Raw genomic sequence first — 13,614 nt, 5'->3', positions numbered from 1 at the left:
CGAGTCGGATGCCGTTATGTCTATCGTGCCCCCATCGCCACGCGCCCTCGGCGCCGTGCGTCGCAAAGCCATGAACGTCTCGGAACAACAGTTGGTCACCGAGCGCCTGCTCAGCCCGGACCACGCCCTGCCCCTGGTGATCGAGCCGGCGGTCAGTGGCGTCGACCTGATCGCCTGGGCCACCCGGGAACGCGAGTCGCTGGAAAAGAAACTGCTGGAGTACGGCGCCCTGCTGTTTCGCGGCTTCAACGTCGCGTCCGTCGAGCAGTTCGACCAAGTGATCGCCGCCCTCTCCCCCGGCGCTCTGGAATACATGTTCCGCGCCTCGCCCCGGACACGGGTCGGCGGCAACATCTACACATCGACCGACTACCCGGCCGACCAGATGATATTCCCCCACAACGAGCACTCCTATTCGCCGCGCTTTCCGCTGCGGCTGTTCTTCTACTGCCAACTGCCGTCGGAAACCGGTGGTGAAACACCGATTGGCTCGACCCGCGCCGTGAAGGCCAGGATCAGCCCGCAGATCGAAGCGCGGTTCCGGGATAAAGGCGTGCTGTACGTGCGCAACTACGGCGACGGTTTCGGCCTGCCATGGCAGACCGTGTTCCAGTCCGAAGACCGCGGCGAAGTGGAGGCCTACTGCGCCAGCGTCGGCATCGAAGTGGAATGGAAAGACAACAATCGCCTGCGCACCCGCCAACGCGGGCCGGCCGTGGTGCGCCACCCGCGCACCGGCGAAGAGGTCTGGTTCAACCACGCCACGTTCTTCCACATCAGCACCCTGCCTGAGCGAATCCGCGATTCGCTGCAAAGCAACTTCAACGACCTCGACCTGCCCACCAACACCTTTTATGGCGATGGCGAACCGATCGAGCCGCACGTACTGCAATCGCTGCGTGCGGCCTACCTCGATTCGCTGGTGCGGTTCAGTTGGCGACAGGGAGACGTGTTGTTCATCGACAACATGCTCGCCGTGCACGGTCGCGAACCCTTTACCGGCAAGCGCGCCATCATGACCGGCATGGCTGAAGCCCTGCTGTCGAGCGACGTTGCCGTCTGACATTCAACGGGTCCACCCGCCGTTCGCAGGAGGCTTGCCTGACACGTGTCCAGCAAGCCCCGACGTCTGTGCGGTGATCCAGGCTCAAGCCCTTTTCCAGTCGAGATGAACATGAGCGGACTTCAAGGTTTTCGTATTTCGCCGCAACAGGCATCGGTTTACCCCCACATCAACGGCGCGGCGGAGCACCCGTTCAGCTGCCATCTGCAATGGTCGCTGTCACAGCCGCTGGACGTCGCTGCACTGAACAACCGCTTGCAAGCCCTGGTGGCCGGCAGCGAAATCCTGCGCACGCGCCTGATGCCCGTGCCCGGCCTGCGCCACCCGGTGCAGGTGATTGACGAAGCCGGCTCGCTGGCGGTGAATCTCCAGGACTTGCGCCAGCACAGCCGCGTCGACCAGGACGCCGCGCTGGCCCGGCTCGCCGACCAGCCCCGTGACTGGACAACCCCACTGTGCGTGACCCTGGTGCGCCTGTCCGATGAACAAGCGATCCTGGACCTGGCGGCGGCCAGCAGCCACTTCGACCTCGTCAGCCTGAAATGGCTGGCCGGCGCACTGCTGCAAGACAACCCCACGGACCTGTCCGACACCTTGCAGTACGCCGACTACGCCGAATGGCGCTGGAGCCTGGTTGAAGACGCACCGGACCATCCGGGCGTGAGCTTCTGGAAACCCTCAGGCGAAACCGAACAGGCCACCTTGCAGCTGCCGCTCGAAGTGGCCCTCGATGGCGGGTTCGCGCCGACCCGGCTGGACCTGACCCTGCCGAGTGACCTCGCCCGTCACTCGGCCCTGACCCCGGAGCTGCTGCTGGCGGCATGGGCAGCAGTGCTGGGACGATTGGCCGGCCAGCAACAGGTGCCGCTCACCCTGATCCATGAAAGTCGCGGCGCGGAACTGGAAAGCACCCTGGGCCTGTTCGAGCAGTGCCTGCCCGTGAGCATCGAACTGGATGCCCAGGCGACCCTGCTGGAACAAAGCACGCAAGTGGCCGCCACCCTGGAACGGGCCGTCGGCTGGCAAGACTATTACACCGGCCACCTCAATGCCGGATACGCCTTTGCCTGGCGCTCGGGCGATGCCCGGGAACGCCATGCCAGCGCGGTGATGAACCCGCTGAAGGCGTGCCTGAACATCCGCCAGTTGCCCGACAGCCTTCGCGCGCAACTGGTCTACGACCGCCACGCCCTCAGCGCCGAAGCCGCGGGTTGCCTCGCCGAGCAATGGCTGCGACTGCTGCAAGGCGCCGTGGCTGAACCGCAACGGGCCTGGGCCCAACTGCCCCTGGGTGGAACGCTGCAATCGCAGTTGATCGGCACCCGCACGAGCGCGCCGGCCATCGAACCGGTGACGCTGGTGGAATTGATTGCCCGTCAGGTTCGCCAGCAACCGAACGCCATCGCCCTCAGCGACCAGAACGGTGACCTGAGCTACAGCCACCTCGACGCCTGCGCCACGCAACTGGCCCATCGACTGGTCGCGGCCGGAATCGGTCCTGGCGTGCCCGTCGGCATCCTGTTCGCCCGCAGCAACGCGGCCATTGTCGCCATGCTCGCCGTGTTGAAAGCCGGCGGCGCCTACGTGCCGATCGACCCGACCTACCCAGCCGACCGTCGCGCCTACATGCTCGCCGACAGCGCCATTGCCCACATCGTGGTCAGCAGCGAACTGGCCGACAGCGTGCCGGCCACCCTGCAACGCTTCGTGCTGGATGACCTGGCAGCGCCGGACCTCGGCGATTGGCCGGCGCTGCCGTTGCCGGACGCGAACGACCTCGCCTACTTGATCTACACCTCGGGCTCTACCGGTGCGCCAAAGGCCGTGGAAATCAGCCACGGCGCACTGAGCTTCTCGACCCAGGTGCGCATGGCCGCCTATGAGACTCCGGTGCGCGCCTACCTGCTGCTGTCGTCGTTCGCCTTCGACAGTTCGGTCGCCGGGATTTTCTGGACCCTGGCCCAAGGCGGACGCCTGGTCTTGCCCGCCCCGGGTGAAGAGCTGGAAATGTCCCGCCTGGCGCAACTGATTGCCCAGCATCAGGTCAGCCACGGGCTGTCGCTGCCGTCGCTGTACCAGGCCCTGCTCGATCAATTGCAGCGCAGCGCAGGCACCGACAGCCTCGCCTGCTGGATCGTCGCCGGTGAAGCCTGCCCGCCATCGCTGATCGCGCAACACAGCAAGACCCTGCCCCACGCCCGGCTGGTGAACGAATACGGTCCCACCGAAGCCACCGTCTGGGCCACCTATGAGGTGTTGGAGCCAAACCGCAACGTCAGCATTGGCCGCCCCATCGCCGGCATGGACCTGCGCCTGCTGAACGAGTTCGACACTGCCTGCGGCATTGGCGAGCCAGGGGAAATCGTCCTCGCCGGCCCGACCCTGGCCCGCGGCTATCGCCACAAACCCGAAGAAACCGCCAAGGCCTTCGTCACCCTGGCCGACGACACTCGCGCCTACCGTACGGGCGACTTGGCGTGCTGGTTGGCCGACGGGCGCCTGGCGTTCCTGGGGCGCAAGGACCATCAGGTCAAGGTGCGCGGCTACCGCATCGAGCTGGGTGAAATCGAACGCCAGTTGTGCAGCCACAGCGACGTGCGCGAAGCCGCGGTGATCGTCCAGGAACACGCCGCCGGCAAGCGCCTGCTCGCCTACATCCTCGCCGCCCACGGCTACGCACCAGACTCCGAGGCGATCAAGCGCTTCCTCGGCGAACGCCTGCCGTCATACATGGTGCCGGCCCTGGTGCTGACCCTGGCGAGCTTTCCGCGCACGCCCAACGGCAAGCTCGACACCCGCCAATTGCCCGACCCTGACTCGTTCGATGAAAGCGCCCACGTGGCGCCGCGCAACGCCATGGAAACCGCCCTGCAAGCCATCGTCGCCAAGGTCTTGAAGCTCTCGACGGTGAGCGTCACCGACAACTTCTTCGCCATCGGCGGCGACTCGATCCTGAGCCTGCAAGTGGTGGCCCAGGCCCACGAGCAAGGCATCGCGCTTTCGGCCAAGCAAGTCTTCGAACGCCAGACCATCGCGGCCATGGCCGAGGTCGCGCAACCGCTGGCGCCGAGCGCCGCCGAGCCGCAAGCCGAGAGCACCGAGTTCAGCGCCTCGGGCCTGTCCGATGACGAAATGCAAGCGCTGATGGCCGAACTGGACGAGGCCGACCTGTGAGTGGCTCGTCCCATCGCCCCGCCATCACCGTTGCCCCTTTTTACGCAGGACGCTTTCAATGACCACCGAAAAAACCACCGGTAACCCGATCGAAGACATTTACCCGCTGTCGCCGCTGCAGCAAGGGATGCTGTTCCACTCCCTGCTGCACGAAGACTCCGGCGTGTACCTGATGCAGGATCGCTACCGCATCGGCGGGGCCATCGATGAAGGGGCGTTCCTCGAATCGTGGCGCCAGGTGGTGGCGCTGCACCCTTCCCTGCGCGCCAGTTTCCAATGGAAAAGCCAGAAGCAACCGGTGCAGGTGATCCATCGCCAGGTCAAGGTACCGCTGGACACCCTCGACCTGCGCGGGCTCGCCCCCCATGAACAGGAAGCGCGAATCCGCACGCTGCTGGAAGACGAGCAGAAAGTCGGCTTCAACCTGTCGAAGCCACCGCTGATTCGCTTCCGGCTGGTCCGCCTGGGCGATGAGTCCTACGAATTCATTCGCAGCTTCCACCACATCCTGATGGACGCCTGGTGCATTTCCCTGGTGACCGTGGACTTCCTCAAAGTCTACGAAGCGCTGTGCAACGACCGCACGCCGGAGCTGAAAAGCCCTCGGCCGTTTCGCGATTACATCCAGTGGCTGCAACGCCAGGACGCGGGCAAGGCCGAACAGTTCTGGCGCGGCCAGTTGCAAGGTCTCAATGCTCCCACGCCGCTGACCGTGGACAACGGCGTGACCCGCGACCGCTACACCGATGCGGTGCTGGTGGACGACCAACTGATTCACCTCGACGAACAGGAAACCCAGGCACTGGCGGCGTTCTGCCGCAGTCGCCGGATCACCCCGAACACGTTCTTCCAGGGCGTCTGGTCGCTGCTGCTGTCACGCTACAGCGGGCAACAGGACGTGGTCTTCGGCGTCACCGTGGCCGGGCGCCCGGCCGACCTGACTGGCGTCGCACAAATGATCGGCCTGTTCATCAACACCTTGCCGCTGCGGGTTTCGGTGGACCCGAACGCCTCGCTCGGCAGTTGGCTGGGCGACCTACAAAAACTCAACGTCGACATGCGCGACTTCGAGCACACGCCCTTGACCGATATCCAGGGCTGGAGCGATTTCCCCCGGGGCGAGACCCTGTTCGACAGCATCCTGGTATTTGAAAACGCCCCCATCGACGAACAGATCCTCGAAGGCGGTTTCCAGTTCAGCCTCGAAGGCATGGACCACAGCGTGCACACCCACTACGGCTTGACCGTGGTGATCCTGCCGGGCGAACAGCTGGGCATCCGCGTTTCCTATGACCGCGAACGTTTCGAAGCCGCCACCGTGCAACGCCTGCTGGGCCACATCGCCAGCCTGGTGCGCAGCATGCTCGCCGCACCCGAGGCGCCGCTGGCCAGCTTCGAGCTGCTGGCCGCCGAGGAACGCCAGCAGTTGCTGGGCGAGTGGGCGCGCAACCCGCATGATTTTCCGCTGGATCAAAGCTACGCCGAGCTGTTTGCCGCCCAGGTCGCTCAGCGCGGCGAACAGATCGCCGCGACCTGCGACGGGGAGTCGCTGACCTACGCCGAGCTGGACCTGCGCTCCACGCGCCTGGCCCACGCCCTGCGCGAGGCCGGCGCCGCTGAAGACCAACTGGTCGCGCTGGTGGCCCCCCGTGGCCTGGCGCTGTTGAGCATGATGCTGGCGGTGTTCAAGGCCGGTGCGGCGATGCTGCCCCTTGAAGTCAATCACCCGCCCGAGCGCCTGCGGGAAATCCTCGGGCTGTCCCGCGCCCCGCTCCTGGTCGCCAGCGAAACCTGCAGCGGCCTGCTCGATCAACTGCTCAGCGGCCTCGACCAGGCACCCGAGGCGCTGTTCGCCGAAGCCTGCTGGACGTCCGGCAACGACACGCCACTGCCGGTGCTCGCCAGCCCCGACAGCCTGGCCTACGTGCTGTTCACCTCGGGTTCGACCGGCACGCCGAAGGGCGTGATGATCGAACAGCGCGGCATGCTCAACAACATCTTCGGCAAAGTACCGGCCCTGGGGCTCAGCGCCGCCGACCGGATTCCCCAGACCGCCTCGGTGGCGTTCGACATTTCGGTGTGGCAGTTCCTCGCCGCGCCAGTGCTCGGCGCCACCGTGCACATTCTTCCGGATGAAGTCGCCCACGACCCGCAACGCCTGTTGCAAGTGCTCGCCAGCGAGCGCCTGAACGTGCTGGAAATCGTCCCGAGCCTGATGCGCACCTTGCTCGCGCTGTGCCCGTGCGACTTGCAACTGCCGGACCTGCGCTGGGTGTTGCCTACCGGCGAAGCCCTGCCGCCGACCGTGGCCCGCGACTGGTTCGCACGGTTCCCCGACATCGCCCTGATGAACGCCTACGGACCGGCCGAATGCGCCGACGACGTGGCCTTCCAACCGATCCTCAAAGCACCGGGGGCCGAGGTCAGCCACATGCCCATCGGCCAGCCGACCGCCAACAACCGCCTGTATGTGCTGGACGAATCCCTGCGCCCAGTGCCGGTGGGCGTGGCCGGGGAAATCTGCGTCGGTGGCGTCGGCGTTGGCCGCGGTTACCTGCTCGACCCGCAGCGCACCGCTGACGCGTTTATCGACCACCCTCAACTCGAAGGTCGCCTGTACCGCACCGGTGACCTGGGACGCTGGCGTGCAGACGGGGTGATCGAATACCTCGGCCGCCGCGACCAGCAGGTAAAACTGCGCGGGCACCGGATCGAACTGACGGAAATCGAACACCGTCTCGCCCAGCACCCCAACGTACGCGAAGCCGCCGTCCTGCTGCGGGAAAACACCGTCGGCGAAGCCTGGCTGGTGGCGTACTGGTCGGCCCATGACGAAACCCTGGGCAGCGACGACCTGAGCGAACACCTGCGCACGCAACTGCCGCCGTACATGGTGCCGGCGGCCTTCGTCTGCCTGGACAAACTGCCCCTGAACAACAACGGCAAGGTCGATCGCAAAGCCCTGGCCGCCCGGGAGCTGGACTGGCAGGCCGACACCCAGCAAAGCATCGCCCCGCGCAACGCGCTGGAAACCACCGTCGCGTCGATCTGGGCCGAGGTCCTGGGACGCGACACGGTGGGCGTGGAAGACAACTTTTTCACCCTCGGCGGACACTCGCTGCTGGCAACCCAGATCGTTGCCCGCCTGCGCACCCAGTTCAAGCTCGACCTGCCGTTGCGGGTGCTGTTCGAACAGCCGACCGTGGCCTCGCTGGCCGTGGCCATCGCCGCACGCCAGGCCGAGGCCGCCGCGCCGCAAGCCAGCGCGATCAGCGTGCCCAAGGCCCAGCCACGCCCGGCGCTGCTGCCACTGTCGTTCTCGCAACAACGCCTGTGGTTCATCGAGCAACTGACGCCGGGCACCACCCTGTTCAACATCCCGTTCGCCCTGCACCTCAAGGGTGAACTCAATGTCGAGGCGCTGCACGCCAGCCTCAACGATCTGCTGCTGCGCCACGAAATCCTGCGCACCGGCATCCACAGCACCGACGGCGCGCCGTGCCAGCGCATCAGCCCAGCGCTGGACATCGCGCTGCCCTTCGAAGACTTGTCGGGCCTGACCGCCACCGCTCGCGCCGGCGCGCAGTTCAATGCCCTGCAAGACACCTTCGAGCAGCCGTTCGACCTGACCTGTCCACCGCTGCTGCGTGCGCGTTTGCTGCGCCTGGCGCCGGACGAGCACGTACTCGGCATCGCCCTGCATCACTTGGTCTCGGACGCCTGGTCGGCCACCATCGCCCTGCGCGAATTGGCCCTGGGTTATGAAGCCCGTTGCAACGGCGTCCCCGCCGAACTGCCGGCCCTGCCGCTGCAATACGCCGACTTCGCCCTCTGGCAGCGCGAGCACCTGCAAGGCGCCGAACTCAAGCGCCAACTCGACTACTGGACCACCACCCTCGACCGGCGCGACAGCGACGCCAGCCCGCTGCTGGCCTTGCCCACCGATCATCCACGGCCGTCGGTGCAAAGCTACCGCGCCGGCATCGTGCAGCGTGAACTCAGCGCCGACCTCAGCGCCCGGGTACAGGCCTTTGCCAGTCGCCTCGGCACCACGCCGTTCACCGTCCTGTTCGCCGGCTTCGCCGTGCTGATGCACCGTTTGAGCGGCGATGCCACGGTGCTGGTCGGCACCCCGGTCACCCATCGTGAACAGCCGGGCACTGAAGGCCTGCTGGGCATTCTGCTGAACAACCTGGCGATCCGCGCGGACTTCGAGCCGCAAACCGGTTTCACTGCCCTGGTCAAACAAGTGGCCGAGCGTCTGCGCAGTGGCCTGCTGCACCAGGACCTGCCCTTCGAGCAACTGGTGGACAGCCTGCAACTGCCACGCAGCCTCAGCCATGCGCCGCTGTACCAAGTGATGGTCGCCCAGCAACTGGCCATGGAATCGCGGTTGCGCTTCCCCGGGCTGGCATTCGAAGCCCTGGACACACCGCTGCGGCACTCCGAATGCGATCTGGATCTGCACGTGCTGTGCCCGGCCAACGCACCGATCCAGCTGAATCTGTTGTTCGCGCTGGATTTGTTCTCTGCCGACAGCGCCCGCCAAATGTTGGCGCGTCTGGAGCAGTTACTTGAGGGGATGATCGCAACACCACAACGGCCAATCGCCGAGTTGCCTCTGCTCAGCGCTGCGGAGCATCAGCGCACGCTGATTGATTGGAACGCCACCGACCGTCACTACAGCGGCCCAACCAACCTGCACACCGCCCTGAGCCAGCAAGCCGCCCTGAGCCCCAACGCCCCGGCGCTGGTGTTCGAAGGCCAGCGCCTGAGCTACGCCGAGCTGGACCAGCGGGCGCAAGCCGTCGCCCGTGCCCTGCGCGCCGCCGGTATAGGCACCGACAACATCGTGCCGCTGTGCATGGAGCGCTCGGTGGAAATGGTTGTGGCCTTGCTCGGCATCGTCCATGCCGGCGCCGCGTGGCTGCCGCTGGATCCCGAACTGCCTGCCGCGCGCCTGGCATTCCTGATCGAAGACGCCGACGCCCGGGTCACCTTGACCCAGGCGCNGGCGCCGCGTGGCTGCCGCTGGATCCCGAACTGCCTGCCGCGCGCCTGGCATTCCTGATCGAAGACGCCGACGCCCGGGTCACCTTGACCCAGGCGCAGTGGCTGTCGCGCCTGCCCATTGGGCATGATGCCTGGACGCTGGATGCGTTGCCGAACGCTGAAGCCGGAGAGCCGATCAACGTCGAAGCCAATGACCTGGCCTACGTGCTCTACACCTCCGGCTCCACCGGCCAACCCAAAGGCGTGATGAACCAACACGGCGCCTTGATGAACCGCCTGCACTGGATGCAGGACGCCTTCCCGATTGGCCCGAACGACCGTGTGCTGCAGAAAACCCCGTACAACTTCGACGTGTCGGTGTGGGAGTTCTTCTGGCCGCTGATCACTGGCGCGACCCTGGTGGTTGCCCGCCCGGACGGGCATCGCGACCCGGCCTACCTCAGCCAGTTGATCCAGCAGGAGCAGGTCACAACGTTGCACTTCGTGCCGTCGATGCTGCGTGCCTTTGTCGAGGAGCCGAGCCTGGTCAACTGCCACAGCCTGCGCCAGGTGTTCGCCAGTGGCGAAGCCTTGCCGATGGACCTGGTGCGGCGCTTCATGGGCCAGCACCCGGCAGCGCTGGTCAACCTGTATGGCCCGACCGAAGCGGCCATTGACGTCTCGGTCTGGCGTTGCTCGGCGGACGATGTGATCGTGCCAATCGGCAAGCCCATCGCCAACCTGCGCTTGTACATCCTCGACGAGGCCATGCAGCCATTGCCGATTGGCAGCATCGGCGAGCTGTACATCGGCGGCGTCGGTGTGGCCCGGGGTTACCTGAAACGCCCGGACCTGACCGAGGAACGCTTCCTCGCCAGCCCGTTCGTGGCCGGTGACCGCCTGTACCGCACCGGTGACCGTTGTCGCTTCCTGGCCGACGGCAACATCGAATACCTGGGACGTCTCGACCATCAGGTGAAGTTGCGCGGCCAGCGTATCGAACTGGGGGAAATCGACGCTGCGCTGCTGGCGCAGGCCGGTGTTCGCGACGCCGCCACTGGACCAGCGTCTGGTGAGTTTCTGGTGCGGTGACGCCGATGAGGTCACCCTGCGTGCCGACTTGAGTGACAGCCTGCCCGCGCACATGCAGCCAAGCCTTTTCGTGCAGCTCGATAACCTGCCGCTCAACAGCAACGGCAAGCTCGACCGCAAGGCCCTGGCGGCTACCGCACTGCCAAACATCGACGACAGCCAACCTCATGTGGCACCGCGTAACGCCACCGAAGCGGTACTGAGTAGGCTGTTCTGCGAAGTGTTGGAACGCCCGGATGTCAGCGTCCACGATAATTTCTTCAGCCTTGGCGGTCACTCGCTGTTGGCCGCGATGCTGTTTACCCGCTTGCGTCAACGGTTCACTCGGGTACCCCCACTGCGTAGTCTTTTTGAAAACCCGACACTGTCTGCCTTCGCGAGCCAGCTCGGCGATCCTTTGGATGCTCCGGCCTCCACTTGGACCGGAGTGCCAAGACCCAGCCGCCTGCCGCTGTCGTTCGAACAGCAACGCTTGTGGTTCCTTGAACAACTGAGCACCGGCGGTGGCGAGTACAACGTGGTCAGCGCCGTGCAACTGGACGGCGCACTCAACGTCCAGGCCCTGCGCACGGCCCTGAACAGCGTGGTCCAACGCCACGAGATCCTGCGCAGCCGCATCGTGCGCGATAGCGACGGCGAGTTGGCGCTGGTGATCGAACCCCAGGTCGATATCAGCCTGCAGGTGACGGCACTGCATGCGACCAGCGACGAGCAATGGCAGCAACTGACCGACGCGGCGATCCACGCAGAAACCGGCCGCCGCTTCGACCTCGCTGCCGAAGTACCCGTCCGTGCCACGCTATTGCAACGCAGCGGCGCAGCCCAGTCGCTGCTGTTGCTCAACGTGCACCACTGCGCCACCGACGACGCCTCCAGCCAGAACCTGCTGGATGAACTGCGACAGCTCTACACCGCCCAGTGCCAGGGCGCCCCGGCAGCACTGCCAGAGCTGGCGCTGCAATACCCCGATTACGCCCTCTGGCAGCGCGAGCCCGGTCAACAGACCGCGTTCAGCAGCCAACTGGAATACTGGCGCGACCAACTGGAGGACGGCGACTACCTGCTGGACCTGCCAACCGAACAGGGCCGGCCAAACCAGCTCGCCCCGGCGGCCGGCGCGGTCCAACTGCAATTGCCGACCGCCCTGGTGGAACGCCTGCGACAGTTCGCCCAGCAGCGCGGTGCCACGCTGTACATGCTCATGCTCGGCGCCGCGCAGTTGCTCTTGGGCCGCTACGCCAACCAGCGTGATGTGCGAGTTGGCAGCCCGGTGGCCCAGCGTCCATTCGCCGAACTGCAGCCGCTGATCGGCTGCTTCGTCAACACCGTGGTCATGCGTGCCGACCTCGATCCGGTGATGGACTTCGAAGGTTTGCTCGACCAGGTGCGCAACCGTGTACTGGATGCCCAGCAGCATCAGGACGTGCCGTTCGACCAGGTCGTCGAGCATTTGAAGCCTTCGCGCAGCCTCGGCCAGACGCCGCTGTTCCAAGTGCTGTTCGCCATGCAGAACGCCGACTCGTCGAGCCAGCCATGGCCGCAGTTGCAGGTCAGCGAACGCGCCGTGACCGCCCAGGCCACCAAGTACGACCTGAACTGGGAAGTGCATGACGGCGAGGTGCTGTCGGTGTTGCTGGAATACCGCGCCGCGCTGTTCAGCGAAACCACGGCCCGGCGTTGGCTGGAACAATGGCAACAACTGCTGGAAGCCATGCTCGAAGCGCCACAAACCCGCCTCAGGGATTGGACACCGTTGCCGGCGGCCGAGCGTCATCGCCAGTTGATCGAGTGGAATGCCACTGAGCGTCACTACAGCGGCCCGACCAACCTGCACACCGCCCTGAGCCAGCAAGCGGCCCTGAGTCCCAACGCCCCGGCGCTGGTGTTCGAAGGCCAGCGCCTGAGCTATGCCGAGCTGGACCAACGAGCACAAGCCGTCGCCCGTGCCCTGCGCGCCGCTGGCGTGGGCAGCGACAGCATCGTGCCGCTGTGCATGGAGCGTTCGGTGGAGATGGTCGTGGCCTTGCTCGGCATCGTCCATGCCGGCGCCGCGTGGCTGCCGCTGGATCCCGAACTGCCTGCCGCGCGCCTGGCATTCCTGATCGAAGACGCCGACCGGCGCCGCGTGGCTGCCGCTGGATCCCGAACTGCCTGCCGCGCGCCTGGCATTCCTGATCGAAGACGCCGACGCCCGGGTCACCTTGACCCAGGCGCAATGGCTGTCACGCTTGCCGGTCGGGCATAACGCCTGGACGCTGGATGCGTTGCCGAACGCTGAAGCCTTCGAACCGATCAACGTCGAAGCCAATGACCTGGCCTACGTGCTCTACACCTCCGGTTCCACCGGCCAACCCAAGGGCGTGATGAACCAACACGGCGCCTTGATGAACCGCCTGCACTGGATGCAGGACGCCTTCCCGATTGGCCCGAACGACCGTGTGCTGCAAAAGACCCCGTACAGCTTCGACGTGTCGGTGTGGGAGTTCTTCTGGCCGCTGATCACCGGTGCGACCCTGGTGGTTGCCCGTCCGGATGGTCATCGCGACCCGGCCTACCTCAGCCAGTTGATCCAGCAGGAACGGGTCACGACCTTGCACTTCGTCCCGTCGATGCTGCGTGCCTTTGTCGAAGAGCCNGATCACCGGTGCGACCCTGGTGGTTGCCCGTCCGGATGGGCATCGCGACCCGGCCTACCTCAGCCAGTTGATCCAGCAGGAACGGGTCACGACCTTGCACTTCGTCCCGTCGATGCTGCGTGCCTTTGTCGAAGAGCCGAGCCTGGTCAACTGCCACAGCCTGCGCCAGGTGTTCGCCAGTGGCGAAGCCTTGCCGGTGGACCTGGTGCGGCGCTTCATGGGCCAACACCCGGCGGCGCTGGTCAACCTGTACGGCCCGACCGAAGCGGCCATCGACGTCTCGGTCTGGCGCTGCTCGGCGGACGATGTGATCGTGCCGATCGGCAAGCCCATCGCCAACCTGCGCTTGTACATCCTCGATGAGGCCCTGCAGCCGTTGCCGATTGGCAGCATCGGCGAGTTGTACATCGGTGGCGTCGGTGTGGCCCGGGGTTACCTGAAACGCCCGGACCTGACCGAAGAACGCTTCCTTGCCAGCCCGTTCTTGGCCGGGGATCGCCTGTACCGCACCGGCGACCGTTGCCGCTTCCTGGCTGACGGCAACATCGAATACCTGGGGCGTCTCGACCATCAGGTGAAGTTGCGCGGCCAGCGTATCGAACTGGGGGAAATCGACGCTGCGCTGCTGGCGCAGGCCGGTGTTCGCGACGCCGCCAC

The 13,614-nt window shown here is 65.8% G+C and carries 4 protein-coding genes and 3 pseudogenes; all 7 read left to right on the top strand.

Going from position 1 to position 13,614, the window contains the following annotated elements:
- The first annotated feature begins 16 nt into the window (after window positions 1-16).
- The gene (locus ASC85_RS02045) at window positions 17-1,063 is read left to right on the top strand and encodes a TauD/TfdA family dioxygenase (protein ID WP_057448039.1); all 1,047 of its coding nucleotides are present in this window, start codon (window positions 17-19) and stop codon (window positions 1,061-1,063) included.
- A 111-nt stretch (window positions 1,064-1,174) separates the two neighbouring features.
- Window positions 1,175-4,237 (top strand): non-ribosomal peptide synthetase, encoded by a 3,063-nt coding sequence (locus ASC85_RS02040; RefSeq protein WP_057448038.1) that lies wholly within the window; start codon window positions 1,175-1,177, stop codon window positions 4,235-4,237.
- Between the two features lie 58 nt (window positions 4,238-4,295).
- Window positions 4,296-9,249: pseudogene (locus ASC85_RS32855) on the top strand (amino acid adenylation domain-containing protein); the annotation flags it as partial.
- A gap of 1 nt (window position 9,250) precedes the next feature.
- The coding region (locus ASC85_RS32850; protein ID WP_236712306.1) for an amino acid adenylation domain-containing protein at window positions 9,251-10,321 on the top strand (1,071 nt) is incomplete at its 5' end.
- The gene (locus ASC85_RS32845) at window positions 10,269-12,566 is read left to right on the top strand and encodes a condensation domain-containing protein (protein WP_236712305.1); all 2,298 of its coding nucleotides are present in this window, start codon (window positions 10,269-10,271) and stop codon (window positions 12,564-12,566) included. The genes ASC85_RS32850 and ASC85_RS32845, both read left to right, overlap by 53 nt.
- A pseudogene (locus ASC85_RS32840) lies at window positions 12,523-12,956 on the top strand (AMP-binding protein); the annotation flags it as partial. The gene ASC85_RS32845 and the pseudogene ASC85_RS32840, both read left to right, overlap by 44 nt.
- Window position 12,957: 1 nt before the next feature.
- Window positions 12,958-13,614, top strand: a pseudogene (locus ASC85_RS32835) (AMP-binding protein); the annotation flags it as partial.

Source organism: Pseudomonas sp. Root401 (genome assembly GCF_001425105.1).
GTDB lineage: Bacteria > Pseudomonadota > Gammaproteobacteria > Pseudomonadales > Pseudomonadaceae > Aquipseudomonas > Aquipseudomonas brassicacearum.
This window is presented reverse-complemented; position numbering and strand designations above follow the sequence as displayed.